General features: G+C 74.4%; 23 protein-coding genes and 1 pseudogene. 11 read left to right on the top strand and 13 right to left on the bottom strand.

Going from position 1 to position 25948, the window contains the following annotated elements:
* Positions 1-77: 77 nt before the first annotated feature.
* Entirely contained in the window at positions 78-1325 is a 1248-nt protein-coding gene (locus PSD17_RS10500) for a PP2C family protein-serine/threonine phosphatase (RefSeq protein ID WP_339122521.1), read from the bottom strand.
* Positions 1326-1570: 245 nt separating this feature from the next.
* Here PSD17_RS10500 and PSD17_RS10495 point away from each other — a divergent pair, with 245 nt between their 5' ends.
* Positions 1571-2059, top strand: a complete 489-nt coding sequence (locus tag PSD17_RS10495) for a hypothetical protein (RefSeq protein ID WP_339122520.1) — start codon at positions 1571-1573, stop codon at positions 2057-2059.
* A gap of 182 nt (positions 2060-2241) precedes the next feature.
* On the opposite strand, the gene PSD17_RS10490 is transcribed toward PSD17_RS10495, so the two are convergent.
* Entirely contained in the window at positions 2242-3588 is a 1347-nt protein-coding gene (locus PSD17_RS10490; protein ID WP_339122519.1) for a serine/threonine-protein kinase, read from the bottom strand.
* 354 nt (positions 3589-3942) lie between these two features.
* Here PSD17_RS10490 and PSD17_RS10485 point away from each other — a divergent pair, with 354 nt between their 5' ends.
* From PSD17_RS10485 to PSD17_RS10465, 5 genes are all read left to right on the top strand, one after another.
* Positions 3943-5238 carry a hypothetical protein gene (locus tag PSD17_RS10485; RefSeq protein ID WP_339122518.1) on the top strand — a complete coding sequence of 432 codons (1296 nt, stop codon included), beginning with the start codon at positions 3943-3945 and terminating at the stop codon, positions 5236-5238.
* 50 nt (positions 5239-5288) lie between these two features.
* Positions 5289-6233 (top strand): ParA family protein, encoded by a 945-nt coding sequence (locus PSD17_RS10480; RefSeq protein WP_013676314.1) that lies wholly within the window; start codon positions 5289-5291, stop codon positions 6231-6233.
* 362 nt (positions 6234-6595) lie between these two features.
* Entirely contained in the window at positions 6596-6889 is a 294-nt protein-coding gene (locus PSD17_RS10475) for a hypothetical protein (protein WP_132975607.1), read from the top strand.
* An 84-nt stretch (positions 6890-6973) separates the two neighbouring features.
* Complete coding sequence (locus PSD17_RS10470; RefSeq protein WP_013676316.1) at positions 6974-7345, top strand: STAS domain-containing protein; 372 nt, start codon at positions 6974-6976, stop codon at positions 7343-7345.
* 3 nt (positions 7346-7348) lie between these two features.
* Complete coding sequence (locus PSD17_RS10465; RefSeq protein WP_013676317.1) at positions 7349-8950, top strand: PP2C family protein-serine/threonine phosphatase; 1602 nt, start codon at positions 7349-7351, stop codon at positions 8948-8950.
* Positions 8951-9049: 99 nt separating this feature from the next.
* On the opposite strand, the pseudogene gvpJ reads toward PSD17_RS10465, so the two are convergent.
* Positions 9050-9334 (bottom strand): annotated as a pseudogene (gene gvpJ / locus PSD17_RS10460) (gas vesicle protein GvpJ); the annotation flags it as partial.
* 130 nt (positions 9335-9464) lie between these two features.
* Positions 9465-9896 (bottom strand): GlcG/HbpS family heme-binding protein, encoded by a 432-nt coding sequence (locus PSD17_RS10455; protein ID WP_339122517.1) that lies wholly within the window; start codon positions 9894-9896, stop codon positions 9465-9467.
* 285 nt (positions 9897-10181) lie between these two features.
* On the opposite strand from PSD17_RS10455, the gene PSD17_RS10450 reads away from it, so the two are divergent.
* Positions 10182-11060: a PaaX family transcriptional regulator gene (locus tag PSD17_RS10450; RefSeq protein ID WP_013676320.1), complete on the top strand. Its 879-nt coding sequence runs from the start codon at positions 10182-10184 to the stop codon at positions 11058-11060.
* 24 nt (positions 11061-11084) lie between these two features.
* On the opposite strand, the gene PSD17_RS10445 is transcribed toward PSD17_RS10450, so the two are convergent.
* The 5 genes from PSD17_RS10445 to PSD17_RS10425 all read right to left on the bottom strand — a co-directional run bounded on the left by PSD17_RS10445 (position 11085) and on the right by PSD17_RS10425 (position 17850).
* Complete coding sequence (locus PSD17_RS10445) at positions 11085-11810, bottom strand: alpha/beta fold hydrolase (RefSeq protein ID WP_339122516.1); 726 nt, start codon at positions 11808-11810, stop codon at positions 11085-11087.
* A gap of 155 nt (positions 11811-11965) precedes the next feature.
* Entirely contained in the window at positions 11966-12883 is a 918-nt protein-coding gene (locus PSD17_RS10440) for an AraC family transcriptional regulator (RefSeq protein ID WP_339122515.1), read from the bottom strand.
* A 43-nt stretch (positions 12884-12926) separates the two neighbouring features.
* Positions 12927-14594, bottom strand: a complete 1668-nt coding sequence (locus tag PSD17_RS10435; protein WP_339122514.1) for an AMP-binding protein — start codon at positions 14592-14594, stop codon at positions 12927-12929.
* Positions 14591-15598, bottom strand: coding sequence for a carbon-nitrogen hydrolase family protein (locus tag PSD17_RS10430; protein WP_339122513.1), 1008 nt, complete (start codon positions 15596-15598; stop codon positions 14591-14593). Before PSD17_RS10430 ends, PSD17_RS10435 begins: the two co-directional genes overlap by 4 nt.
* A gap of 5 nt (positions 15599-15603) precedes the next feature.
* The gene (locus tag PSD17_RS10425; RefSeq protein ID WP_339122512.1) at positions 15604-17850 is read right to left on the bottom strand and encodes an oxidoreductase; all 2247 of its coding nucleotides are present in this window, start codon (positions 17848-17850) and stop codon (positions 15604-15606) included.
* A gap of 103 nt (positions 17851-17953) precedes the next feature.
* Between PSD17_RS10425 and PSD17_RS10420 the strand changes: the two genes are divergently transcribed.
* From PSD17_RS10420 to PSD17_RS10405, 4 genes are read left to right on the top strand one after another with little or no spacing between them, the layout of a single operon-like run.
* Positions 17954-19066, top strand: a complete 1113-nt coding sequence (locus PSD17_RS10420) for a cupin domain-containing protein (protein WP_339122511.1) — start codon at positions 17954-17956, stop codon at positions 19064-19066.
* A gap of 13 nt (positions 19067-19079) precedes the next feature.
* Positions 19080-19916, top strand: a complete 837-nt coding sequence (locus PSD17_RS10415) for a fumarylacetoacetate hydrolase family protein (RefSeq protein ID WP_339122510.1) — start codon at positions 19080-19082, stop codon at positions 19914-19916.
* Positions 19913-20710, top strand: coding sequence for a maleate cis-trans isomerase family protein (locus tag PSD17_RS10410; protein WP_013676328.1), 798 nt, complete (start codon positions 19913-19915; stop codon positions 20708-20710). Before PSD17_RS10415 ends, PSD17_RS10410 begins: the two co-directional genes overlap by 4 nt.
* Positions 20707-21147: an acyl-CoA thioesterase gene (locus PSD17_RS10405; RefSeq protein ID WP_339122509.1), complete on the top strand. Its 441-nt coding sequence runs from the start codon at positions 20707-20709 to the stop codon at positions 21145-21147. The genes PSD17_RS10410 and PSD17_RS10405 overlap by 4 nt, the downstream gene beginning before the upstream one ends.
* Here PSD17_RS10405 and PSD17_RS10400 read toward each other — a convergent pair.
* The 4 genes from PSD17_RS10400 to PSD17_RS10385 all read right to left on the bottom strand — a co-directional run bounded on the left by PSD17_RS10400 (position 21123) and on the right by PSD17_RS10385 (position 25907).
* Positions 21123-22475, bottom strand: a complete 1353-nt coding sequence (locus tag PSD17_RS10400; protein WP_339122508.1) for a M20/M25/M40 family metallo-hydrolase — start codon at positions 22473-22475, stop codon at positions 21123-21125. The two genes, PSD17_RS10405 and PSD17_RS10400, sit on opposite strands and share 25 nt — an antisense overlap.
* Positions 22476-22707: 232 nt before the next feature.
* Complete coding sequence (locus tag PSD17_RS10395; protein ID WP_013676331.1) at positions 22708-23013, bottom strand: DUF3040 domain-containing protein; 306 nt, start codon at positions 23011-23013, stop codon at positions 22708-22710.
* Positions 23014-23032: 19 nt separating this feature from the next.
* Complete coding sequence (locus PSD17_RS10390) at positions 23033-23257, bottom strand: hypothetical protein (RefSeq protein ID WP_013676332.1); 225 nt, start codon at positions 23255-23257, stop codon at positions 23033-23035.
* A 91-nt stretch (positions 23258-23348) separates the two neighbouring features.
* Positions 23349-25907 carry a LuxR C-terminal-related transcriptional regulator gene (locus PSD17_RS10385; protein WP_013676333.1) on the bottom strand — a complete coding sequence of 853 codons (2559 nt, stop codon included), beginning with the start codon at positions 25905-25907 and terminating at the stop codon, positions 23349-23351.
* Positions 25908-25948: the final 41 nt, after the last annotated feature.

Here is a 25948-nt window from a genome sequence, read left to right as displayed (position 1 = left end):
CGATGGTCGCCACGGCGACCATCGCCACTCACGGGCACGCCGCCTCCTCGGACCCCTCGCGCGCCCGACACCACGGGTCAGCGCGACGGTCGGCCGGCCGGGAACATCCGCAGGTGCCGGTCCGAGGCCCAGTCGACGAGGAGGAGCGTCGCGTCGTCCTGGAGCCGCCCCGCCTGGTGGCGCATCACCGCGGTCCGCAACCGGCGCAGGGTCTCCGGCGCGGACAGGTCGGCGGCGGCGGCCTGCTCGGTGAGCTCGACGAGCCGTCGTTCCCCGAAGAACTCGCCGTTGCCGTCGCGTGCCTCGGTCACGCCGTCGGTGTACAGCAGCAACCGGTCCCCCGGCTCCAGCTGCTCACGCGCGGTGTGCGCCGGGCCGACGTCCGGACCGGTCACCCCCAGGGGCGGGCGGGGCACCGCCGTCAGCTCCTTCACCACGCGCCCGTCCCGGACGAGCAGCGGTGGCGGATGACCGGCCAGCAGGTAGTCCAACGCTCCGCCGGCGGTGTCGAGGCGGGCGAGCACCGCGGTGGAGAACTGCATCGGGCGTGGCTGGTCGGCGATGACCGCATCGGCGTGGGCCGCGACCTCCACGAGGTCGTGCCGCCCCGACAGCCGAGCGTTGCGGACCGCCGTCAACGCCAAGGCGCTCGTCACCCCGGCCCGGATGTCGTGTCCCGACGAGTCGAACACGGCGAGGGTGACCACGTCCCCGTCGACGCTGTAGTCGTAGGCGTCGCCGACCACCGTGTCGTGGGGCTCGAGGATCGCCGAGACCACGACGTGCTCGGTCGCGAACGTGCGTGGCGGGACGAGCTGCCAGAGCAGCTCCGATCCCGGCGAGAGCAGGCCGTTGCTGCGCAGGCGCCGGAGCCGGTCACTGTGGACGAGCTTGGACATCACGATGTGGCCGACGAGCCCCGCGAGGGTCCAGAGCTCGTCGTCGAGGGCGTCGTCGTCGGGGAACCAGGACGGCCGGGGGCCGGGCAGGCCGACCCGCAGCACGCCGACCCGGTCGGTCCCGTCGAGCACCGGGACCCATAGCTGCGGCGCGCCGCGGTCGTCGTCCCGGACGATCTCGCCGTACTGGTAGGCCCTCCCGGCGAGGGTCCCCTCGACGTCCACCCCCACGACCGGCTCCTGCCGGACGGGCATGAGGACCTGCTGGGCCAGGTCCACCATCAGCACCTCGGCGGACAGGCCGAGTGGGCCCACCGAGCGGTCGACCGTCCGCGAGAGGTCGGCACCCGTCGCCAGGTGCGCCGAGTCGATCAGGTGCGCGAGGGCGCCCGCCCACGCCCGGGCCCACGCCCCGTCGAGCTGCATGGCCGCACGGTATTACGCGCCGGTGCTCCCCGCGGCCCGTCGCGGGTGGCCGCGCCGGCGCCGCGGCCACGGGGCGTCGTGCCCGGTTTCGCGGTGCGACCGGTTTCGGCCGCCCACGACGGGGCAGCCGACATCGTCGGCCGGCCGGCCTCCGCGCTGGTCGAGCAGCAGGGCGCCGGCGTCCCTGGAGCCCGAGCATCCCCGAACCGGAACGAGGAGCAACGCATGAGCGCAGCGCCGCGCGCGTGGCGCGGACCGTGATCGCGCTGTCCGGCCGGCTGCACTCGCCGATCCTGACGCCGGAGACGCGGTACGACTTCTCGTTCGCCGCCGTGGCCCGCCCAATGCTGGCCGCGCTCGGCGTCCGACCGGCGACGGCGTGGGTCGCCGTCACGCACGACCTGCTCGACGTCCGCTTCGGGCCGTGGCGGGTCCGCACGCCGCTGGTCAACGTCTTCTCGGCCGAACCGACCGGTCCGCTGAACGCCGTCACGGTTCTCGGCCCGCGCCTCTCGCTCGCCGACCTCGGTCTGACGTTCGGCAGCGACACCCGTGGCGGTGTCTGCATCCGGTTCCGCCGGCCGGTCCGCGGGTTCGAGCCGTTCGGCCTGCTGCACCACCCCGGCCTGACCGTCACCGTCACGACCCCCGGGTTGCTCGTCACCCGCCTCAACCGGCCCGACGACCCGTCCGCGACCACACGGTCCACCTCGACGACGGAGCCATCACGATGAGCACAGCCCGATCCGCCGAGACCGCCACCGGCCGACCGGTCCGCACCGCCGCCGGGCTGATGGGGGTGGTGTTCCTGCTGGTCGGAGTCCTCGGCTGTCCGACAAGGAGGACACCCGCTCGTCCTCGTGAACGGTGAAGCCCGGGCCCCGTCGTGTGCGGGCGGCCCGGGCTTCGTCGGGCGTCACGAGCGGCCGTTGCCGCGCCCCTTGTCGTGTCCCTTGGCCTTGCCGTTGTTCGACTTCGCCGCCGTGGTCGGCGTCGTCGCAGCTCCCGCGTCGGCGTCGCGGACACTGTCGCCGGCTGCGGCGTCGCGGGGCCTGTCGTTCGCCGCGGAGTCGCGGGCTGCGGCGTCGCGCGCCGCACCGTCAGCAGCATCGTCGTCGAGTGTCCCGGTCGTGCCCGCGTCCGGCGTGGTCCCGGCCGCCGGCGTCGCGGGCGGCTCGGTGCCGGCCGCGGCCGCGGGACCGGCGCGACCCGCCGACGAGGCCCGGGTCCGCTCGGCCACGACCACGCGGGACCCGCCGTCCGTGGACGGATCCGGGCCCGCCTCCGCGGGCGCATCCAGCACGGCCGGGGTGTCGGCGACGACGGCGTCGGCCCTTACCAGGTCCGGCACCCGGCTGACACCCAGTCCGACGACGCCGAGCGCCACCGCCGCCGCGAGCACGCGCGCCACACGACGACCCCGGGCCGCCGCCGCGGCGTCCCGGCCGGCGAGCCGGGTCGCGACGGTGCCGGCGTCCGGGCGACGGTCCGGGTCGTCGGCGGTCATCCGGCGCAGCAGCGCGGCGAGGCCGGTGGGAAGCTCGGCCGGCACCCGTGGGCTCCGGTGGAGCCGGGCGACGGCCGACTCGACCAGCCCGCCCGGGTACTCCCGTCGCCCGGTGAGCGCCTCGAGCAGGACCAGACCCAGCGCGTAGACGTCGGCTGCCGGACCGACGCGGCTGCCGCGCACCTGCTCCGGAGCCATGTAGGCGGGTGTCCCGACGGTGGCGCCCGTCTCGGTCAGCTGGGTCGCCTCGACGAGCCGGGAGACCCCGAAGTCGGTGAGGAACGGGCGTCCGGTGCCGTCGAGAAGGATGTTGGCGGGTTTGACGTCGCGATGGACGACCCCGTGCGCGTGGACGTGGGCCAACGTCGAGGCCAGCCGTGCCCCGAGGGCGGTCACCTCGCTCACGTCCATCGGCCCGCGGCGGATCGTGGTCTGCAGGGTCTCGCCGTCGACGAACCGCGTGACCAGGAAGGGGTGCGGGCCGGCGAGACCGGCGTCGACGATCCGGGCGAGTCCGGGATGGTGCAGACCGCGCAGCAGCCTCACCTCGCCCGCGAACCGGGCGGCGACGGTCGGGTCCGACGTCGCATGCAGCACCTTGACGGCGACCTCGGTGCCGGTGGAGACGTCCGTCGCCCGGTAGACGCTTGCCGTCCCGCCGACGCCGACCAGTCCGCCGAGTCGATACCGTCCCGGCAGCTCCGGGCCCCACGCGGGTTGGTCTCCGAGATCGGTTCCGTGGACCGTGGCGGTCATCGCGTCGGGTTCCGTTCGCGGTCGGGGCGGGCCGCGTGCGCGCCCGCCGTCGGTGGGTGGCAGGCGCCGGGGAGCAGCGCCGTCCGTCGATGACATTGCCCGCCCACGACAGTCGGAAACACGATCGTGGGCGCGTTGTCGTCACACGCAGTGCCCGGCGGGACGAGTCGATGTCGCTCCCGGTCGCCACCCGAGGTCCGACCGGCGCAGGCCGGGGTGCGCGTCCGGGTGTCCCCGTCCCGCCGACCAGCGCAACCTCTCGGTCCGGCGGGTCTCGCGGCGCTCCCGACCGCTTGGGCCGCCGACGGTGGGGAAAGCAGGGCGCGAGCGCGACCGTCGACGGAGGAGCGGATCATGAACGAGCGATCACCGGCCGAGCTGGCGAACTTCAGCGGCTACTTCATGATCGGGACGCGCAGGGTCGACGTGCAGATCCGCGTCGAGGACACCGCCGCCGACGAGGAGCAGTCCGCGGAGACGTCCGGGCGCGCCGACGTCACCGCACCCTCCGACGACTCCCGGACCGGCGAGACGGCCGCGACCGACCGGGACTCCGACGACGCCTCCGACGACGCCGAGACCGACGAGTCCGGTTCCGGGATCACCGGCTCGGGCGGCCCGGACTCGGACGCGGCCGACGAGGACGACGAGGCGGCCGACGACGAGGCCGCCGACGACGAGGACGACGAGGCCGCCGAGGATTGGGACGAGGACGAGGAGCCTGTCGACGGCGCCGACGACACCGGCTCCGTCGGGACCGAGACGGACGACGACACCGAGGACGCCTCCTCCCCGGACGACGACGAGTTCGACGGGACCGAGGACGACCACACCGAGGACGACCACACCGAGGACGACGACACCGAGGACGACGACACCGAGGACGACGACACCGAGGACGACGACACCGAGGACGAGATCGACGAGCCCGACGACGACGGGGCCGACGCCGCCGACGACGAGAGCGACGAGCCCGCCGACGAGACCGCGGACGTGGCGGACGCGGAGGACTCCGACGAGGAGGACTCGGACGACGAAGACTCCGACGAAGACTCTGACGAGGACGAGGACGAGGACGAGGACGAGGACGTCGAGCTGACCGACTCCGACGAGGAGACCGACCCCGGCGGGCAGACGGTCGACGACCCGGACCAGGAGACCGACGAGGGCGAGCATCAGCCCGCGGGCACCCGCCTCGAGGGGCTCCTCCGACCCCGACGACGTACGTCCGGCGGAGGCACCGAGGTGGCGACCGAACGCCGCCCTCGCCGCGCGACGGGAGCACGCCGGCGCGCGCCTGAGGAGGACACCGAGCCACGGCGGTCGGACCGGTCCTCATCGCGCCGCGACGATTCCGGCCGGGCGGTGCGCGCCGGCTCCCGCCGCGAGCGGCCGGGCGACGCGGGCCAGCGCGACGCAGGAACCCGGGAGGCGGGACGCCGGGACGCGGGACGTCACGATCCGGGAGGTCGCAAGGCGGCCGGCGAACGCACCCGGGCGTCGGGTGACGCCGACGCCGGCGCCCGCACGCCGCCACCACGCCGGAAGGCCACCCGCGAGGCGGGCCCGCCGGAGACCGCCGCGGACGAGCAGGACACGCGGGCGCGCGCGGCGCGCGGCACCGGGCGGCGGGGCCGCGCGCAGCGATGAGGCACGGGCGGGCCAGGCGGCCGGACGCGGCCGCGCGCAGGGAGGCGGAGATGGACGGGCGCGACCGTGGGGCGGCGCTGTCGCGGGTCGTCGCCGTCGTCAACGACAAGGGCGGGGTCGGCAAGACCTCGCTCGCCGCGAACCTGGGGGGCCAGTTCGCCGCGGCGGGCTACCGCTGCCTGCTCGTGGACCTCAACCGCCAGGCGAACCTCTCCGACGACCTCGGCTACCGCGACTCCCCCGACGACGACCAGGGCGCCGGGCTGCTGGCGGCGGTGATCGGGGGGACTCCGGTGCGGCCGTTGCGCGACGTCCGGCCGCAGCTCGACGTCGTCTGCGGCGGTGCGCGACTCGAGGACCTCACCCCGGTGATGGTCTCGCGGCTCCAGCACCACGGGCGGGAGGCGTTCACCGTGCTCGGCGACGTCCTCGCGCCAGTGGCCGGGGACTACGAGATCGTCTTCATCGACTGCCCTCCCGAGTCGACGATCTTGTCCGATCTCGCCCTCGCGGCGGCTCGGTGGGTCCTGATGCCGACGAAGACCGACGTCGGGGGCCTCGTCGGGATCGGGCTGGTCGCCGAGCGGTTCGTGCTGGCTCGCGAGATCAACCCACAGCTCGGGCTGCTCGGTGTCGTCCTGTTCGGCACGGGCAGCCGCTCCCGGGCCATCCACGCGGAGGCCAACGCGGCGATCGACCGGGCGTTCGGCGACGACTCGCCGCGGTTCCGCACGACCATCCGGCACGCCGAACGCACCGCCCAGGACGCCCGCAGGCTCGGCAAACTGGCCCACGAGCTGGAGATCGAGGTCGCGCACCAGCCGGTGTGGTGGGAGTCGTTGCGCGCCGGCACCCGGACGCCGCGTGTCGCCGCGACCGCGGCGAACGTCGCCGGCGACTACCGCGCGCTCGGCGTGGAGATCCTGACCGCGCTGCAGGCGGCGGAGGAGGCCGAACCACCCGAGCCGGCCGGACGTGGGAAGGAGCACCGGTGACCCGACGCGACACGACGACGGGAGACGGCTTGGCCTCGGCGTTCGGACCGGCCGCGGCGTCCCGGACCCGGGCCCGGCCGCCACGCCCGACCGGCACGGCGTCCGACGACCACTCCCAGCCCCGTGCGGCATCCCGGGACGGACGTGGCCACGCCGCCGACGGGGGCCGTCGCGCGGCAGCGGAGCCCGACCGGTCGCGCGTCGACCGCGGCGGCCCGACCCGACGGTCGTCCCACGGAGAGGCGGACGATCCGGCGCCCGCGGTCCGGCAGAGCGACCGACGTCCGGGCCGTGCCGACCACCCCGCCGCCCCGCGCCGCCGGACGCGACCGATCGTCGTCCGTGACGCCCACCAGGTGGACATGATCCTGCTCGCGGTGCTCGAACAGGGGCCGCGGACCCGGGCCGCGTTGCTCGACCTGGGGACGACGCGCGCGGCGGGCCGGATCGTCCCGGCCCGCGAGCAGGTCATCCGCAGGCTGGGGCATCTCGAACGCAACCGTCTGGTGCGCCGCGGCGCCGACCGCCGGTACCGGGTGACCGCCGTCGGGGCCCGGATCCTGGCGAGCCGCGTCCAGCGGTGGCGGGTGTTCGTCGGGGCGATCGAGGCGCTGCTCGGCGACGACCGCGGCGGACGGGGCCACCCGGCGGCGTGACCCGGCGGGACCGGTCGGCTATCCGCCCAGGAACGTGGTCCTGGACGGGTTCCGCAGGGCCTCGCGGGTGCGAGGATGTCGCCCATGACCGAGCCCGACCGTGGACCGTTCGGCAATGAGCCGTCGGGCTCGGTGCGGCTCCACGAGGTCCCCGGGGGCGTGGTGCTGGTCGTGACCGGTCCGCTCGACCTCTCCCTCGCTCCGCGGCTGCGGCGGGAGGTACTGCGGGCGGTCCGGCTGCGGCCGGCGACGCTGGTGATCGACCTGAGCGCGAGCACGTTCCTCGCCTCCGTCGGGATGGCGGAGCTCGTCCGCGCCCACCGGACGGCGGGCGCCGGTGTGACCGTCCGGATCGTCGCGGCGGGCCCGCTGTTGCTGCGTCCGCTGGAGCTGACCAGGCTCACCGACGAGCTCGAGATCCGTTCGACGCTGCACGACGCGCTCGCGGAGGCCTGACCGATGCCCCGCCCGGCCGCGCTCAGCTCGCTGGCGGCGCTGCTGACGGGCCCGGACGGACGACCCGTCCCGGTCGAACGCGTCGTGCTCACGGCCGCACAACGGTCGTTGCTGTGCCCCTGCGACGGCGCGTCGCCCATGGTGTTCGTCCCCGATCCCGACGTACTCGCCGCACTGGTCCGGGGAGCGACCGCAGGCGTCGTCGTGACCGCCGAGGCCGGTCTCGCCGGCGACGACGGCGCCGGGCCGCCGCCCGGGGGTGCGGTCGCGCTGGTCGCCCGGACCGACGTCGGCGAGGGACACCGGCGTGTCCTCGAGGCCTTCGCGGCGGGGACCGCGGCGGTGCAGCACACCGTCGACGTCCTGCGCGCCGAGGCCGCGGTGATCGACGCGCTCAACTCGGTGGGCCGCCGGCTCACCGCACAGCTCGATCTCGACCGGGTCGTGCAGGACGCCACCGACGCCGCCACCACCGCCGTCGGGGCCGCGTTCGGGGCGTTCTTCTACAACCTCGTCGACCAGTTCGGCGAGTCCTACACCCTCTACACGCTCTCCGGGGCGCCCCGGGAGGCGTTCGAGCGCTTCCCGATGCCGCGCAACACCGCCGTCTTCGCCCCGACCTTCGACGGCGAGGGCACCGTCCGCAGCCCGGACATCACCGTCGACCCGCGTTTCGGGCGCAACGCACCCTACCACGGCATGCCCGAGGGGCACCTGCCGGTGCGCAGCTACCTCGCGGTCCCGGTGATCTCCCCGACCAGCGGCGAGGTGCTCGGCGGCTTCTTCTTCGGCCATCCCGAACCGGGCCGGTTCACCGACCGGCACGAGTACCTGGCGGAGGGCATCGCCGGCTACTCGGCCATCGCGCTGGACAACTCGCGGCTCTTCGAACGGGAACGCAACCTCGCCCGCGAGCTGTCCCGCAGCATGCTGCCCGAGGCGCCCCCGGTCGCGGGCCTGGAGATCGTCACCCGCTACCTGCCCGCCGCCACCGGGTCGAAGATCGGCGGGGACTGGTTCGACGTCATCCCGCTGCCCGGGGATGCGACCGCGTTCGTGATCGGCGACGTGGTCGGGCACGGGGTCACCGCCGCGACCGTCATGGGCCAGGCCCGGACCGCGGTCCGCTGCTACGCGGTGCTCGGCCTGCCGCCCTCCCGGGTGCTGCACCAGACGTCGGCCGTCCTGTCGGCGTTCACCGCAAGCACGTTCGTGACCTGCTTCTACGCCGTGCACTCCGCCGACGGCACACTGCGCTACGCCAACGCCGGGCACCTCCCCGCGCTCCTCCGGCACGTCGACGGCACGCTCACGGAGTTCGGCGAGGCGCTCGGCCAGCCGCTCGGCGTCGGCGCGTCGTTCCCCGAACGCACCATCCGGTTCGGCATCGGCGACGAACTGCTGCTCTACACCGACGGGCTCGTCGAGAGTCGGACGCGCGACCTCACCGTCGGCATGGGGTGGTTGCGCAGCGCCGTCGCGGCGCTGCCACGCCCGGTCACCGCCGAGCTGTGCGACGGGCTGGTCGCGGAGCTGACCGGCGGCGCCCACGACGACGACGTCGCCCTCATCCACGTCCGCAACACCGGCCGCGGCGTGGCGTGAGCGAGGACGAGGACGAGGACGTCGAGCAGGACATCGAGCGATCAGCCGGCGCGTGGCCACGACCTGAGCGCGGCCCCGCCGTCGTCAGCGCATCGCCTTCTCGGTGGTCTTCTGCAGGATTTCCGGCAGGTCGGTGCCGCGCTTCTCCTTGCTGTACAGGTCGAGCCGGTTCGTCGCCTCCGCGAACCGCAGGAACGTGTCCACACTGGCGACGACGATGCGTGCGTCGATCGTCAGCAGCTCGATCCCGACGATCGACACCCGGACGAAGACGTCGATCACCAGGCCCTTGTCCAGGATCAGCTCGACGACGTCGGCCAGCCCGCTCGACCCACCTCCGCCCGACCGCTGCACATGGCCACCGCCGCGTGTCGCCACCGACATCCCGCCCTCCTCCTCGACGAGCCGGAGTACCCGTCCGGGCGAGTCCGAACCCCGCTCGGTGATCGGGCCGGGTCGTCCGGCCTCGCCGACCGGCCACCTGAGCAACCGTCGGCGGCGCGGCCGTCGGCGGTCAGGCGGGGTATCCCGCGTCCGCGAGCGCGGCCGTCGCGATCTTCATGTCGTCGGAGTAGTGCCCGCCCGACACCCCGATACCGCCGACGACGGCGCCGCCGACCCTGATCGGATAGCCACCCCCGAAGACGACCAGGCGCGAGGTGTGGGCGATGCCGTCCGCCAGCGGGGCGTCATCCTTGATGAAGTCGTGCCACTCGTGCGTGGCCAGTCCGAACGACGCGGCGGTGTAGGCCTTGTCCTGCGCGATCTGGACGGTGAGCAGCGCGGCGCCGTCCCTCCGGACGAAGCCCTTCAGCACGCCGGAGTTGTCGACGACCGCGATGGCGCTCGCCTGGCCGTGCACCTCGGACGCGGCGACCGCGGTGTCGAGGAGCGTGCGGGCCAGGGCAGCACTGACCGTCGGCGGCGCGAAGGTGGGAGCGGACATGCCGGCGCGATCTACGTGTCGCGGCGCGGATCACGCGCGGCGGGAACGGCTCGGAGGGGCACATGGCGCTCGGCGCAGGTCCGGACGCGCCCGGGTGCATCGCGCCCACGCCGAGCTCGTCCGGCAGAGCTCGGCCGACAACCGTCGCGACCGTGGCAGGCCGACGAGCATCGCGGCGAGTACGGGTGTTCACCGAGCGACACGCTCCGGCGGGGCCCATGCGACGGCCGTGGCACGCGCCGCGTCCCGAGCGGTGCGCGGACCGCGGCCGGTTAGGGTGACGACGTGGCGATCGACGACGAGGACGGCGGAGGTGCCGCGGGCCAACCCGGTCGCCTGATCCTGACCGTGTACGGCCTGTACGCACGCGAGCGGGGCGGCTGGCTGCCGATCGCGGGCCTCGTCCGGCTGCTGGGCGAGATGGGTGTCAACGTGCAGGCCGTCCGCTCGGCCATCCACCGGCTCAAGCGGCGCGGGCTCGTCGACGCCCAGCGCCGGGCCGACGCCGCGGGGTACGCGCTGTCGGCCGACGCCTACGGCCTGCTCGCCGAGGGCGACGTGCGCATTTTCGGGCACACCCGCGGCGCCGCCGACGACGGCTGGCTGCTCGTCGTCTTCTCCGTCCCGGACACCGAGCGGGCCAAGCGCCACCAGCTCCGCTCGACCCTGACGAGGCTCGGCTTCGGCACCGTGTCGCCCGGCACCTGGATCGCGCCGAGCCATCTGCGGGACGCGACGGTCGAGACGCTCGAGCGGGCGGGGCTCGCCGGGTTCACCCAGGTCTTCACCGGGCCGCACGTCGCCGGTGGCGACCTGTCCGAGCTGGTGGCGTCGTGGTGGGACCTCGATGGTCTGCAGGCGCTCTACGCCGACTTCCTCGACCGCTTCGAGCCGGTCGGCGCCCGCTGGCTCGACGGCACGGGCGACGACGCGCGCGCCTTCGTCGACCTCGTCGACATGCTGACCGCCTGGCGCCGGCTGCCCTACGCCGACCCGGGACTCCCGCTGGAGCTGCTGCCCGCGGACTGGAACGGCCGACGGGCCCAGGAGCTGTTCAGCGCGTTGTCCGCCCGGCTGCGCGAGCCCGCCGCGCGGCACGTCGAGGCGATGCTCGGCCCGGCCGAGGCGCCGGCCCGGTCGCTCCCCGCCTCCCGCGCGGGCTGACCGGCCCCGGCGGCGCGCCGGCGCTCAGTCCCGGCCGGCGGCGTCGATGGCGACCGCGAGCCGCTCCGGCGCGGTGAACATGACCTCATGGCTGCCGGCGAGCTGCACCAGCCGGTACATCCCGAGCCGACCGGACATGCGCGGGTGCCAGCCCCACTCGCCGGGCGGCAGCGCGGTGTCCTCGGTGGCGTTGATGTAGCTCTTCGGGACGTCCGAGGCATAGAAGCGGCTGAGGTCCAGCTTGTCGCGGAACGGCTGGTAGGGCTCGGTCGACAGCCGGGCGTGGGTCGCGGCGGCGAGCTCGGCGTCCGCGTCCTGGATGAACGCCTCGCGCCAGACCGGGAACGGCATCGCCACGGTGTCGTCGTCGCTCGAGGCGGCCAGCTGGTCGAACAGGGCGCGGTAGTGCGGCGGCACCTCGTCGAGCAGGCTGTTGCCCGGCGCGGGGACGAATGCGTTCCAGAAGATCATCCGGCGCAGCCGGTCGGGGATCTCCTCGGCGACGCGGGCGATGACGGTGCCCCCGAAGCTGTGGCCCAGCAGGATCACGTCGCGCAGGTCGGCGCCGACGATGTGGTCGACGATCGAGGCGACGCAGTCGTCGTGGTCGACGTTCTTGGGCACGCCGACGCCGTGCCCGGCGACGGTCGGGGTGTGCACGTCGTGGCCCATGCCGGCCAGGTGGGTCGCGACCGGCTTCCACATGTCGCCGTCGTGCCAGGAACCGTGGACGAGGACGTAGGTGCTCATGCGCTGGGCCTCCGTGTGTGAGATGTCCGGCGACGCTAGGCGCGGCTCGTCCCTCGGCTTGTCCGGCGAGCGCGACGTGGCCGCATCACGCGGTCGTGAGCGGCGATGGCCGCTACAGCAGGCCGCTACAGCGACCATCGCCGCTCACAGGGTCGTCAGCCGCGCCGCAGGTCGTCGGAGGGTGAGCGGCCGAACGCACGGCGGTACTCCGCGGCGAAGCGCCCGAGGTGGCCGAATCCCCAGCGCGACGCAACCGCGACGACGGTCTCCCCGTCGCCCGCGAGGAGGTCGGCGCGCGCCCGTTCCAGCCGGACCCGGCGCAGGTGCGCGGTGGGACTCGTGCCGAGCCGGTCGCGGAAGTGGTCCTGCAGGGTCCGGGGCGCCACGCCGGCCGCGTCGGCGATGTCGAGCAGCCCGATCCCGTCGCCCGCGTGGGCGTCGACGTAGTCGCACGCCCGGCGCACGACGTCGGCCGCGGCGGCCCGGCGGCGTTCGGGAGCCGGTGCGGCCCCGAAGGAGTCCAGCGCGGCCACGGCGGCGAGCTGGGCGACCGAGGCGCCGAACGGGGTGTCGAGCAGCCCCTGCGGGACGACGTCGGCGAGCAGCAGCCGCATGATGGCGTCCCACGGCCGCGGATCGGTCGCCGGCCCGGTGCGCACGTCGCCGGCCCGCCCCGAGGCGGCGCCCGCGCGTGCGACGAGCGTCGTCGGCAGCTTGATCGTCAGCAGCCGGCAGCCCGGCCCGAAGTCGAGATCGTGCGCGGTGTGCGGATCGAGCGCGACGGTCCGCCCCGGGACGGCGCGGCACTCCCCCGCCCGGCCACGGACCGCGAGCGTCCCGGCGAGCGGACGGGACAGCAGGACGAAGTCGCCGAAGGGCTCCGGACGCACCCGCACCGCGCCCTCGCCGTAGGACAGCGAGAACACGCCGACGTCGGCGGAGCCGGCCTCGGCGTGCCGCGCGCGGAACGCGCCCCTCGTGGGCGCGAGCGCATGCGGACAGTACGAGCGGGCGACCTGGGCGCGCGCGAGGTCGACGTCGCGCGTGTCGAGACGGATCTCCCAGCCCTGCACCGCTCCTCCTCGGGTCCCCGGCCCGGCCGGGAAGCTCCGAAGGCTAGCGACCCGCAGTCGTGGACGGGAGACCTCGAGCGTCCTGCGGCGTAGCGGGTACCGGCACCGCGACCGCAGGGTCGGCGGCCCGCTCGCGCAGCACGGCCCGCAGCAACTTGCCCGACGCGTTGCGCGGCAGGGCGTCGACGAACTCGACCCGGCGCGGGTACTTGTACGGCGCTCCGACACGCTTGACGTGGTCCTGCAGCGTCCTGGCGGTCGCCGGACCGGGCTCGACGCCGTCGCGGAGGACGACGAACGCGGTGACGAGCGCACCGCGCTCGGCGTCGGGAGCGCCCACGACGCCGGACTCCACGACGTCGGGGTGCGTGAGCAGCAGCTCCTCGACCTCCGGCCCGGCGATGTTGTAGCCGGAGGAGACGATCATGTCGTCGGACCGCGCGACGTAGTGGAACCAGCCGTCGGGGTCGCGCACGTAGACATCGCCGGTGAGGTTCCAGCCGTCGCGGACGTAGCCGGTCTGTCGCGGGTCGTCGAGGTAGCGGCAGCCGGTGGGGCCCTTCACCGCCAGCAGGCCGGGGGTGCCGTCGGGCACCGGCCGGCCGTCGACGTCGTGCACCTCGGCACGGAAGCCCGGGACGGCGCGGCCGGTCGCGCCGGGGCGGGCGTCGTCGTCGGCCGCGGAGATGAAGACGTGCAGCATCTCGGTGCCGCCGATGCCGTCGATCAGGGGCCGCCCGACGGCCTCGCGGTAGCGGACGGCGACATCGGCGGGCAGCGCCTCCCCCGCCGACACCGCGCGCCGGACTCCGGCGAGCAGGTGCCCGTCGCCGGCGTCGAGGATCGCCCGGTATGCCGTCGGCGCGGTGAACAGGACGGTCACGCCGTGCTCGGCGGCGATCCGGGCCAGCTCGGTGGGGGTCGCGCGTTCGACCAGCAGCACCGACGCACCCACGCGCAGCGGGAACACGAGCAGCCCGCCGAGCCCGAACGTGAACGCCAACGGTGGCGTGCCGGTGAACACGTCGTCGGGCCGGGGCTTCAGGACGTGCGTGGAGAAGGTGTCCGCGATCGCGAGCACGTCGCGGTGGAAGTGCATCGTCGCCTTGGGCCGCCCGGTGGTGCCGGAGGTGAACGCGAGCAGGGCGACGTCGTCGGCGGCGGTGGCGACGTCCGGGAACGTGGCGGGGTGCGCCGCGCAGCGGGCCTGCAGGTCCTGGCCGAACGACACCGCGGGCACGCCGGGTGGCAGCTCGTCGAGGAAGCGCTCGTCGCACAGCGCGACGGTGGGCCGGGCCGTCGCGACGATCTTGTCGAGCTCGTGGCGGCGCAGCAGCGGCATGGTGGCGACGGCGACCGCCCCGGCCTTGAGGACGGCGAGCCAGCACGCCGCGAGCCACGGGGTGTTGGGCCCACGGAGCAGGACCCGGTTGCCGGGGACGACGCCGAGGTCGGCGGTGAGGACGTGCGCGATCCGGTTGGCCCGGGCCAGCACGTCGCCGTAGGTCCAGGTCTCGTCGGCCGAGAGCAGGCAGGGCCGGTCGGCACCGTGCCCGGCGACGGCCGCGTCGAGCAGGGCGGTCGCGGCATTGAGCCGCTGCGGGTAGTGCAGGTCGGGCAGGTCGAACACGAACTCGGGCCACTGCTGCGCCGGTGGGAGCCGGTCGCGGCAGAAGGTGTCGACGTGGGCGCTGGGCGAGAGCGGGGTCATCGCTCCACCTCCGCCTCGTCGTCGGTCGCCGCGACCGGAGGCCGGCCCGTCACGACGAGCGGGACCCGCGGTGTCGCGTCGAGGTGCAGCGAGAGCACGTCGAACCGGTTGTAGTGGCCGATGATGTCGTGCATCTGCTTGGCCTGGATGCTGCGCGCCAGGTCGATCTCGGCGTAGACGATGCCCTCGTCGTCGACGAGCGGCTCGACGACCGGACGCCCGTCGGGGCCGAAGATGCCCGACAGGGCGTTGCGCGGGCGCGACAGCTGTTTGCGGACGGCCTCGTCGTCGCCCGCGACGGCGTCGACGATCTCGTCGGAGACGACCGACGTCGACACCACCGAGAAGACCTTGCCCTCGAACGCGTGCGCGGCGGTGCGGATGGCGATGGCGTCGGCCATGTCGTAGTCCTCGGGGGCGACCGGCAGCGCGATGTAGGACGCGACGTGCACCTGCTCACCCTGGGCCAGCAGGGCGAACCGGGCCAGGGTGTTGGTGTTCTCCCCGCAGGCCAGCACGCCGAGGCGCCCGACCGGGGTGTCGTGCACGACCAGCGAGCTGCCGTCGCCGCCGGTCCAGGTCAGCTTCTCGGCCCACGTCGGCACCAGCTTGCGGTGCACGCCGATCAGCTCGCCGGTGTGGGAGATCGTGAGCATCGTGTTGTAGATGACGCCCATGCTGTGCGCGCCGCGCTCGTTCACCCCGACGACGACGGTGACGCCGTGCCGGCGGGCCGCCGCGCACAGGGTGTCGACCTCCGGCCCCGGGACGTCGATCGCGTTGCGGTACAACCGCTCGAACCACGGCGAGCCCTGCACCGGGTTCATGGTCCAGTTCCAGTACGGGTAGCCCGGGACGAAGGCCTCCGGGAACGCGACGAGCGTCGCGCCGCGGCCCGCCGCCTCCGCGACGAGGTCGGCGGCCTTCGCGACGGTGGCCGCCGCGTCGAGGTAGACGGGTGCGGCCTGGACGGCGGCGGCGGTGAAACGCGGCAGCTCCAGCATGGCGGTCAGCCCTTCGCGGAGGTGAGCAGCGGACGCCAGCGCCGGTGGACCGGCACGGGCTCGGGATCGGTGAGCGTGAGCCGCGGCGGGACACGCCGGGCGGTCGGCGGCGGGGCGGCCCCGGCGCGCAGGTGGGCGGGCCATTCGACCTCGTCCCAGCCCAGCGCGACGGCGGCGTGCAGGGCCCACGCGGGGTCGTGCAGCATCGCGCGGCCGACGGCGACGAGGTCGGCGCGGCCGGCCAGGACGATCGAGTTGGCGTCGTCGGCGGTGGAGATGCCGCCGACCGCGACGACGGGGACGCCGGCGTCGTGGCGGATCCGCTCGGCCAGCGGGGTCTGGTAGCTGCGGCCGTAGTTCGGCCGCTCGTGGGCCACGACCTCGCCCGACGAGACGTCGACGGCGTCGGCGCCGTGCGCGGCGAGCGCGCGACCGATCTCGACGGCGTCGCCGATCGGCTGCCCGCCGAGCGCGTGGTCGGCCGCGGAGACGCGCACGAGCAGCGGGCCGTCCCAGGCGGCGCGGACGGCGTCGAGGACGCGCAGCGGGAACCGCAGCCGGTGAGCGACGTCGCCGGGGTTCGTGAGCGGCGACAGGTACGTCGAGAGCAGGTGGCCGTGGCCGGCGTGCAGCTCGAGCACGTCGAACCCGGCGTCGGCGGCGCGGCGGGCGGCGTCGGCGAACGCGGCGACGACGGCCTCCTCGTCGACCGGCCCCGGCTCGGGGTCCCCGGGAACGTACGGGACCGGCGTCGGCGCGACGGGCGCGACGCCGCGCCGGCCCGCGTGGGTGAGCTGGACGCCGACACGGGCGGCGGACGTCGCGTGGATGCGGTCGGTGATCGCGCGCCAGGCCGCGACGTGCGGCTCGGACCAGAGGCCACTGCTCCCCGCGCAGGCACGACCATCGGGCGCGACGGCGGTGCCGCCGGTGAGCACCAGCCCCGCTCCCCCGACGGCGGCGGCGGACAGCAGGAGCATCTCGGCGTCGCCCGGCACCCCGTCGCGGGCTGCGTCGACCGTGACGGGTGCGGCGACGATCCTGTTGCGCAGCACCAGGTTCCGGAGCGTGAACGGCTGGAACAGCGGCGGCGCGCCGGGCGCGAAGTGGGTGCGCACGCGGGCGGCGTAGTCGGGGTCGCGGACCGCGAGGTTGTCGAACGTGACGCGGCGGCTGCGGGTGAGCAGGTTGAACGCGAACTGCTGCGGGTCGAGCCCGGTCACGTGGTCGACGTCCTCGAACCACTCCAGGCTCGCCTGCGCCGCCCGCTGCGTCGACTCGACCACGGGCCGGCGCTCGGCCTCGTAGGCCGCGAGCGCGGTCGCGACGTCGGCGTGCCGGCGCAGCGATGCGGCCAGGGCGAGGGCGTCCTCCATCGCGAGCTTCGTGCCCGAGCCGATGGAGAAGTGCGCGGTGTGCGCGGCGTCGCCGAGCAGGACGAGGTTGCCGTCGTGCCAGCGGCGGTTGCGGACGGTGGTGAACCGCAGCCATCTCGAGTTGTTCGCGACGAGCGCGGCACCGCCCAGCTCCTCGCGGAACATCTCGGCGAGCGCGGCGATGCTCGCCTCGTCGTTGGCGCCCGGCGGCAGCGCGTCGGCGTCGACCGCGTCGAAACCCAGTGCGCGCCAGGTGCTCTCGGCGGTCTCGACGATGAACGTCGACCGGTGCTCGGAGAACGGGTACGCGTGGACCATCAGGGTGCCGTGCGGGGTCTGCTTGGCGACGAAGGTGAACGCGTCGAGCACCCGGTCGGTGCCGAGCCACATGTAACGGGCGCTGCGGACGTCGAGGTCGGGGCCGAACACGTCGGCCTGCGCGGTGCGGATCGCGGAGCGCGCCCCGTCGGCGGCGACGACCAGGTCGTACTCCGCGCGCAGCGCCTCGACGGGCGGGGCGACGGTGCGGAACCGCAGGTCGACCCCCACGTCGGCGCAGCGGCCGGCGAGCAGCTCCAGCAGCACGCGCCGGTTGATCGCGGAGAACCCGTGACCACCCGAGGTGACCGTCTCGCCGCGGTGCACGACGTCGATGTCGGACCATCGCGCGAACCGGGCCGAGACCGCCGCGAACAGCACCGGGTCGGCCTGCTCGAGCCCGTCGAGCGTCTCGTCGGAGAACACGACGCCGAAGCCGAACGTGTCGTCGACCGCGTTGCGCTCGAAGACGACGACCTCGCGCCCCGGGTCGAGCTGCTTCGCCAGCGCGGCGAGATAGAGGCCGCCCGGACCTCCACCCACGACGGCGATCCTCATATTCCTCACTCCTGACGCTGGTTGAGTGAGCAGAACATTAGCATCTGTTGCTGCCGTCGAAAAGACGCTATGTTGGTCGGGCGACGAGAGACGAGGAGGCGTGATGACCGACCTGAGTGACGACGTCCTCGGGCGCGCCCGGGTGCGCGACACCGCGGAGCTGGAGGCCTACTACCGGCGGCTCGAGGACCTCGAGGCCGGTGCGCTGTGGACGATCGCCAACAAGATCGAGCCCTGGTACCCCAGGCCGCGCTCGCGCCCCATGCTGTGGCGCTACGCCGACCTGCGTCCGCTCGTGCTGGAGGCGCTCGGCCTGGTCAGCGGCGACGACGCTGGCCGGCGGGTCGTCGCGCTCTACAACCCCGACCTCCGCGACATCGCGGCCACCTGCGGACTGCTCTACACCGGCCTGCAGGTCATGGCGCCCGGCGAGTCGATGACCGCGCACCGCCACCAGGCGTCCGCGCTGCGGTTCGTGCTCGAGGGCGAGGGCGCGTGGACGATCGTCGACGGGCAGAAGCTCAAGGTCGGCCCGCGCGACTTCGCGATCACCCCGAACTGGACCTGGCACGAGCACGGCAACGAGGGCCTGGAGGCCGAGGGCGCCGTGATCTGGCAGGACGGTCTCGACATCCCGCTGGTCAACGCGCTGGACGCGCCGTTCTACGAGGTGCACCCGGACGTCTACCAGAAGCAGGACGGCGTCACGAACTCCTCGGTGCTCACCTACGGCGCCGGTCAGCTGCGCCCGGTCGGCGACACGTGGGACAAGCCGTACTCACCGCTGACCGCCTACCCGTGGGAGCCCACCTACGAGGCGCTGCAGAACGCGGCGAAGGCCTCCGACGGCTCGCCCTACGACGGCATCATCATGGAGTACTCCAACCCGCTGACCGGCGGTTCCGTCATGCCGACGATGAGCGCGCACATGCAGATGCTGCGTCCCGGCGAGCGCACGATGGCCCACCGCCAGGTCGGCTCGCAGATCTACACCGCCGCCAAGGGCTCGGGGCACACCGTCATCGACGGGGTCCGGTACGACTGGACCGAGGGCGACATCTTCGCCATCCCGTCGTGGTCCTGGCACGAGCACGCCAATGCCAGCACCTCCGACGACGCGTGCCTGTTCTCCTTCACCGACTTCCCGGTGATGCGCTCGCTGGGCTTCTACCGCGAAGAGGCCTACGCCGACAACGACGGCCACCAGGCCGTCTGAAAGGGATCCTCCGATGCTCCTGGTCACCTTCTCCGTCGACGGTGGGCCGGCCCGGCCCGGCGCCCTCGACGGCGGCGAGGTCGTGGACCTGTCCGCGCGCGTCACGGGAATCCCTGCGCTCTTCGGCGCCGATCTCCCGGCTCTCGACGGGCCCCGCGTCCCCCGCGACGCGGTGCGACTGCACGCCCCGTTCCGGCCCGGCAAGATCGTCGGCGTCGGGCTCAACTACGTCGAGCACGTCGACGAGTCGGCCCGCGCCCTCGACACCCACAAGGAGCTGCCGACGCGGCCGGTGCTGTTCGGAAAGCCGGCGACCGCCGTCGTCGGCCCGGGCGAGCCGATCCTGCACGACGGCGACCTCACCGAGCAGCTCGACTGGGAGTGCGAGCTGGCCGTCGTCATCGGGCGGACCGCCCGCAAGGTGTCCCGCGAGGACGCGCTCGCCCACGTGTTCGGGTACTCGATCGTCAACGACATCTCCGCGCGCGACCAGCGCCGCTCCGGGCAGTGGTTCTTCTCCAAGGGCCAGGACTCCTACGCGCCGTTCGGCCCCGCCGTCCGCACCGCCGACGAGGTGCCCGACCCGCAGACGCTCGCGCTGGGCCTGAAGGTCAACGGCGAGGTGAAGCAGAAGGGCAACACCGCCCACATGCTGTTCACCGTCGCCGAGCTGATCGCCGACATCTCCTCGGGCATGACCCTCGAACCCGGCGACGTCATCGCGACCGGCTCGCCGCAGGGCGTCGGCGCCGCCCAGAACCCGCCGCAGTTCCTGCGCCCCGGCGACGTCGTCGAGGCGACCGTCGAGGGCATCGGGACGCTGCGCAACCCGGTGGTCGATGCGCGATGACGGGCCCGACGACCCGCCCGTTCCGGATCGGCCAGATCGTCCCCAGCTCGAACGTGACGATGGAGACCGAGATCCCGGCGCTGCTGCGGGCGCGTGAGACGGTGGCGCCGGAGCGGTTCACGTTCCACTCCAGCCGGATGCGCATGACCCGCGTGACCGCCGACGAGCTGGCCGCGATGGACGGCGAGTCCGACCGCTGCGCCGTCGAGCTCTCCGACGCGCGCGTCGACGTCCTCGGGTACGCCTGCCTCGTCGCGATCATGAGCATGGGGCCGGGCTACCACCGGGAGTCGGAGCGCCGGCTGCACCGGCGGACCGTCGACAACGGCGGACCCGCACCCGTCGTGACCAGCGCGGGCGCGCTCGTCGACGGGCTGCGGGTGCTCGACGCGAAACGGATCGTGCTCATCGCGCCGTACCTGCCCGAGCTGACCCGCACCGTCGTCGGCTACATCGAGGCCGAGGGCGTCACCGTGCTCGACCACCGGGCGCTGTGCGTGCCCGGCAACCTCGACGTCGCCGCACTCGACCCGCGGAACCTGATCGCCTACGCGAAGGAGCTCGACCGGCCGGACGCCGACGCCGTCGTGCTGTCCGCGTGCGTGCAGATGCCCTCGCTCGGCGTGATCGACGAGGTCCAGGACGTGCTGGGCAAACCCGTGCTGTCCGCGGCCGTCGCGACGACGCACCGGATGCTGCGCGCGCTCGACCTGCCCGCGGTCGCGCCCATCGGTGGCGCGCTGCTCGGGGGCGACTACGCGCGGTCCGACCCCCACCCGACGGTGTCGGCGTGACCGCGGCGGCGACCCGGCCGACCGTCACGATCGGCCGGACCGTCGAGTGGTCCGACACCGACGCGTCGGGGCACTACTACAACGGCGTCGTGCTGCGCTGGGTCGAGGCGGCCGAGGCCGAGCTGCTCGGACGGCTCGGCCTGGCTGACCTGTTCGGCCGCATCCCGCGGGTGCGCTTCGAGGCCGACTTCCGCGCCCGGCTGTGGTTCGGCGACCGCGTCGAGATCGACCTGACCGTCGGGCACGTCGGCACCACGTCGATGCGCTACGACTTCGCGGTCCGCGCCGGATCGACGGTCGCCGCGACGGGGTCGACGACCGTCGTGCACGCGACACCGGACTCCCCCACTGCCAACCCGTGGCCGCCGCGGGTGCGGTCGGCGCTGGCCGCCGGCCGGGCCCACGGGTCCGCTCAGCCACTCGCCGACGCGCCGTAGCCGCGCAGGAACAACGCCTCGACCAGCGCCATGTCGCGGAGCTCGCCCGGATGCACGCTCTCGTCGGGCGCGTGAACGTGCGAGCGCGGCCCCTCCACACCGACGAGCAGGATCTCCGCGTCGGGGTAGGTGTCGGCGAGGACGGTGCACAGCGGGATCGCCCCGCCCCGGCCCAGCCGCTCCGGCGTACGCCCGTACGCCTCGCGCATCGCCTCGAGCATCGCGCGGTGGGTCGGGCCGTCCGTCCTCGCCCGGAACGGCTCGCCGACCGCCTCCGTCTCGATCTCGATGCGCACGCGCCACGGGGCCACCTCGTGCAGGTGGGCCACGAGGGCCCGCTGCGCCTGCAGGGGCGTGACTCCCGGGGGGATGCGCAGGTTCAGCCGGGCCCGCGCCCGCGGCACGATCGCGGCGGCCGCCCCGGGGACCGGCGGGCCGTCGATGCCGAGCACGGTGAGGGCACGACGGGCCCAGAGCATGTCCGCGATCGTCCCGTCCCCCACCAGGTCCACGCCGCGCACGGGAGCTGCGTCGGACCGCAACCGTTCCGGCGGGTACGGCGCCCCGGACGACACCTGATCGTCAGGCAGGTCGCGGACCGTGGTGGTGCCGCGCTCGTCGCGCACCGAGGCGAGCATGGCGACGAGGGCGGCGAGTGCGTCGGGTGCGGCGCCGCCGAACGTCCCCGGGTGCAGGTCGCGCTCGAGCGCCTCGACGGTGAGCACCGCGTTCACCATGCTCGGCAGGCTGACGGTGAGCGCGGGCTTCCCGACGGCGGCGTCGCCCGTGTCGCACACGAGGACCGCATCGGCCCGTAGGAGGTCGGCATGCTCGGGGACGAAGGCCTCGAGACCGCCCGTGCCCTGTTCCGCCGAGCCCTCGACCACCAGCTTCAGGTGCACCGGCACCTCCTCGCCGAGCGCCCGCAGCGCGGTGAGGTGCATGAGGATGTTGCCCTTGCCGTCGGCCGCACCGCGCCCGTACCAGCGTCCGCCGACCTCGGTCAGGGTGAACGGCGGGGTCCGCCACGCGTCCCCGTCCGACGGCGGCTGCACGTCGTAGTGCGCATGGAGCAGCACCGTCGGTGCGTCCGGGTCGGCACAGGGCCGGGTGCCGACGACCGCCGCGCTGCCGTCCGCCGTCGGGACCAGGTGGGCGTCGGCGAACCCCTCGGCCCGGAACGCCGAGGCCACCCACTCCCCCGCACGCAGGCACTCGTCCGCGAGCCCGCTGTCTGCGCCCGCGACCGACCGGATCGCGACCAGCTCGGCCAGCTCGGTCCGCGCCCGCGGCAGCAGCGCCGTCACCCGGTCCCCGAGGTCCGTCATCGCTCAGCCTCCACGGCGTCGGGCAGGGGTCGCAGCCCTTTTCGTTCGGCTCCGCACGATATACCCTCGACCGGGCCGCAAACCGCGCGAGCGCGAAACCCCACTGCTGCACCGGCCCTCGCGGGAAGCGGGGCCGTTGCGTGCGTTCTGCCGCGCGCAACCTCAGGGTCGGCCGCGCGCCGGACAAGAGCAGTGAGGTTGCGAACGAGTGGGGGCGGCCGGGGGCCGGGCGTCATTCGCGACGGCCGCGCCGCGCGCGGACCACCCGCCCCACCCAGATCGAGGCCACGAGGAAGAGCGCTCCGACCAGCGCGAGCCCGGGCGCGGAGGTCACGATCCCGACGACGAACACGAGGAGGCCGAACGTCGCGGCCGCCCACACCTGCCACCGCGCCCTCCCGGCACGGCCGGACCCGGTCCGACCGCTCCGGCCCACCGCGTCGCACCGACGCCGGAACTGGCGGACGAACTCCGGGTCGTCCGCGAACATGTGCTGCTCGATGGCTTCCAGCCTGCGCTGATCGTCCTGGTTCGTCATCGCGCCGGCCCCTCCGCGCTCAGCCGGCCCTGCGGACCGACACGACCTGCAGGCCGAGGGACTGGATGAGGCGCAGCACGTCCTGCACGCCACCGTCGTCGGCCAGGTCGCCGGAGATGATCGTCTCGGCGGGCACCTCACGCACCTCCATTCCCGGGAACGCGGCGCGAGCGCGGTCCGAGAGCCGGCCGATGATCCGGATCTCGTAGTGACCTTCCGGCGGGTCGTTGGTATCCAGCTCCATCGACGGCCTCCGTGCCTCGCTGCTCCGACCGTCGTCACGGTGGCCCGAGCCGCCTCCCGGCACGTCATCCTCAGGAGGTGAACAGCACGGGTCAGGGCAGCAGGTCCAGCTCCCGCGCCTGCACGACGGCGTCGCGCCGATGTCCCACACCGAGCTTGGTGTAGATCGACCGGATGTGGGTCTTCACGGTGTTGACCGAGACGGTCAGCTCGTCGGCGATCTCGGCGGCGCTGAGCAACGACGGCAGCAGCGCGAGGACGGCGAGCTCGCGCTCGCTCAGTGCCGCGCGGACGCGTCCGTGCACCATCGCGCGGGCGGCGACGAGCCGCTCGTGCCACGGCGGGTCCGAGACCTCCGCGCTGACGGACTCGACGAGGTCCCCGACCGGTCCGGTGATCACCGCGGGCGGCCGTACGACGTCGAGCTTCGCGGCACCGCGCAGCGCGGCGACGAGCTCGGCACGACCCCGCTCGAGCTCGCCGTCGCGCAGCGCGCACTCGCTGAGCACGAGGTGTGCGTCGACCGGTGTGTGGGCGACGAGATGCGGCACGACGCCGGCGACGATCGCCTCGGCCGTGGTCCGCGCGGCGTCGTGCCGTCCGGCGGCCTGGTGGGCTCTGGCGTCCATGAGCAGGACCTCGGCGACGTTCCCCACCCGCTCCTGCAGCCATTCGGTGGTGCGGGCCGCGTTCGTCGCACCGGCGTGGGAGAGCTCCACCTCGTGCTCGAGGACGGCGAGGGAGGCCAGCACCGCGGCCGGCGCCGTCAGCTCGAACAGGGCGGACCGGCACCGCGCCAGGCCGATCGCCGTCTCCCCGAGATCGTGCCCGGCGACCGAGTGCAGCACGCGAAGGACCCGCTCGGGCTCCCCGCGCGGCTCCTCGGCGACGGCGGCCGCCACCCGCTGCCGTGCCGCCGCGGGGTCCCCGGCGAGCAGGTCGGCGTAGGCGATCACCGCGACCGACGCCGGCATCGCGCTGACCTGGCGGCCCAGCATCGCCGCCGCGGTGATGGCCGATCGGGCCGCACCGGCCATGTCCCGGTAGCGGCCCGCGGCGAGCTCGACCACCGTCAGCAGGGTCCAGGCCCACTCCTCGAACCAGCCGAACCCGTGCTCGCGCGCGAGCAGGACCAGCTCCTCCAGCCCCGTTCGCACCCGGGCGGGGTCGAGTGCCGGCTCGCTGACCTCGACCGTCGCCCGGCTCAGCCTCTCCAGCAGCGCCTGCTCCGGTGTCTCGGCGACCGACGGAACCGGCGCACGGGTCTCGGTGTGGCCGGTGAGGAGCAGCTCGATCGATCCCCGCAGCTGGGCCGGCGGCGGCTGGGGCGCGGCCGGCCACACCCGGTCCGCCTGCTCCAGGGCGGCGAGGGCCGTCCGGTCGGTGCCCGCGCCGAGAGCGAACTCGAGGTAGGCCTCCAGCAGCGGTGCCCACGCGTCGACCGGCCCGCCGGCGTCACGCGCGCCGTCGATCAGCGTGCGCAGCGCGGCGAGCTCGCCGGTCGCGACGAGCCGCAGGCCCATCGACGGCAACAGGCTGCGGAGCAGCTCGGGATCCTCGGCCCGCTCGGCGTGACGCAGCGCATGGACGGGGTCGCCCGCGGCCAGCCACCACCATGCCGCGGTGACGTGCGAGTGCCGGTACCGCGCGGGAAGATGCCGTTCCAGCTCTGCTCCCAGGTACGTGCGCAGCAGCGGGTGGATCCGGAAGGTGGACGGGTCCAGCCGCTCCACCAGTCCGGTGTCGTCGGCCAGCTCGCCGAGCACCCGGCCGGCGTCCGGTCGTCCCGACAGCGCCGAGGCCAGCCCCGTCGGCAGGAGGCCGCAGACCGACTCCACCCGCAGGAGGTCCCGGGACGGCACCGGGAGGCTCGCCATCACCTCACCGGTGAGGTAGTCCGCCGTCGAGTGCTCGCTGCCGGAGAACTGCTCGATGAAACCCTGACGGTCCTCCGTGGACTGCAGTGCGACGGCGGCGAACCGCAGCCCGGCGGCCCACCCGGCGGTACGCGAGTGCAGCGCGGCGATCTGGCCCGGCGTCAGGTCCAGGCCGGACACCCGCATCAGCGACGTCGTCTCCGCGAGGGTGAACCGCAGGTGTTCGGCCCGTAGCTCGTGCGTCCGGCCCGCCGCCCGCAGCCTGGGCAGCGGGAGCGGCGGGTCGTGCCTGCTGGCGAGGACCAGCCGGAGCCCTGCGGCCCCGGTGAGCACGAGCCGGCCGAGGTCGCGCAGCGCCCCGGGATCGGTCAGCTCGTGCACGTCGTCGAGTACGACCGGGACCGCGGGCCGGACGTCGTCGAGCGCGGCCAGGAGCTCGTCGACGACGTCCGCCCCAGGCCGGTGGCCCGCCGCCCCGGCGGCGTTGCGCAACAGACCCTGAGGCAGACCCGGCACGGCGGCCAGGGCGGCGGTCAGCGCCGAGCGGAACCGGTCGGCGTCGAACGTCGCGTCGAGGGAGACCCACGCGACGCGCGGGGCGTGGCGGGCCCGCATCCACTCGGTCAGCACGACGGTCTTGCCGTAACCCGGCGGTGCGACCACCAGCACGAGCTGTCCCGGCTCGGCCCGGTCCAGGAGGTCGACGAGGTCGGGCCGGGGCACCGACGCCGCAGGCAGCTCCGGCAGCGCGATCGTGCTCCCCGGGACGTGCATCGCCTCCCCCTTCCCGCCGCACCCCGACCCGGTGCGGCTGC

It is taken from the genome of Pseudonocardia sp. D17, from assembly GCF_036984265.1.
GTDB lineage: Bacteria > Actinomycetota > Actinomycetes > Mycobacteriales > Pseudonocardiaceae > Pseudonocardia > Pseudonocardia benzenivorans.
This window is presented reverse-complemented; position numbering and strand designations above follow the sequence as displayed.

Excerpts from the sequence above, each read along its gene's own strand:
- PSD17_RS10410 (WP_013676328.1), top strand. The coding sequence starts at position 19,913 with ATGACGGGCCCGACGACCCGCCCGTTCCGGATCGGCCAGATCGTCCCC.
- PSD17_RS10435 (WP_339122514.1), bottom strand. The coding sequence starts at position 14,594 with ATGACCCCGCTCTCGCCCAGCGCCCACGTCGACACCTTCTGCCGCGAC.
- PSD17_RS10400 (WP_339122508.1), bottom strand. The coding sequence starts at position 22,475 with ATGACGGACCTCGGGGACCGGGTGACGGCGCTGCTGCCGCGGGCGCGG.
- PSD17_RS10395 (WP_013676331.1), bottom strand. The coding sequence starts at position 23,013 with ATGACGAACCAGGACGATCAGCGCAGGCTGGAAGCCATCGAGCAGCAC.
- PSD17_RS10390 (WP_013676332.1), bottom strand. The coding sequence starts at position 23,257 with ATGGAGCTGGATACCAACGACCCGCCGGAAGGTCACTACGAGATCCGG.
- PSD17_RS10485 (WP_339122518.1), top strand. The coding sequence starts at position 3,943 with ATGAACGAGCGATCACCGGCCGAGCTGGCGAACTTCAGCGGCTACTTC.
- PSD17_RS10430 (WP_339122513.1), bottom strand. The coding sequence starts at position 15,598 with ATGCTGGAGCTGCCGCGTTTCACCGCCGCCGCCGTCCAGGCCGCACCC.
- PSD17_RS10465 (WP_013676317.1), top strand. The coding sequence starts at position 7,349 with ATGCCCCGCCCGGCCGCGCTCAGCTCGCTGGCGGCGCTGCTGACGGGC.
- PSD17_RS10385 (WP_013676333.1), bottom strand. The coding sequence starts at position 25,907 with ATGCACGTCCCGGGGAGCACGATCGCGCTGCCGGAGCTGCCTGCGGCG.
- PSD17_RS10475 (WP_132975607.1), top strand. The coding sequence starts at position 6,596 with ATGATCCTGCTCGCGGTGCTCGAACAGGGGCCGCGGACCCGGGCCGCG.
- PSD17_RS10470 (WP_013676316.1), top strand. The coding sequence starts at position 6,974 with ATGACCGAGCCCGACCGTGGACCGTTCGGCAATGAGCCGTCGGGCTCG.
- PSD17_RS10415 (WP_339122510.1), top strand. The coding sequence starts at position 19,080 with ATGCTCCTGGTCACCTTCTCCGTCGACGGTGGGCCGGCCCGGCCCGGC.
- PSD17_RS10500 (WP_339122521.1), bottom strand. The coding sequence starts at position 1,325 with ATGCAGCTCGACGGGGCGTGGGCCCGGGCGTGGGCGGGCGCCCTCGCG.
- PSD17_RS10480 (WP_013676314.1), top strand. The coding sequence starts at position 5,289 with ATGGACGGGCGCGACCGTGGGGCGGCGCTGTCGCGGGTCGTCGCCGTC.
- PSD17_RS10490 (WP_339122519.1), bottom strand. The coding sequence starts at position 3,588 with ATGACCGCCACGGTCCACGGAACCGATCTCGGAGACCAACCCGCGTGG.
- PSD17_RS10445 (WP_339122516.1), bottom strand. The coding sequence starts at position 11,810 with ATGAGCACCTACGTCCTCGTCCACGGTTCCTGGCACGACGGCGACATG.
- PSD17_RS10420 (WP_339122511.1), top strand. The coding sequence starts at position 17,954 with ATGACCGACCTGAGTGACGACGTCCTCGGGCGCGCCCGGGTGCGCGAC.
- PSD17_RS10455 (WP_339122517.1), bottom strand. The coding sequence starts at position 9,896 with ATGTCCGCTCCCACCTTCGCGCCGCCGACGGTCAGTGCTGCCCTGGCC.
- PSD17_RS10425 (WP_339122512.1), bottom strand. The coding sequence starts at position 17,850 with ATGAGGATCGCCGTCGTGGGTGGAGGTCCGGGCGGCCTCTATCTCGCC.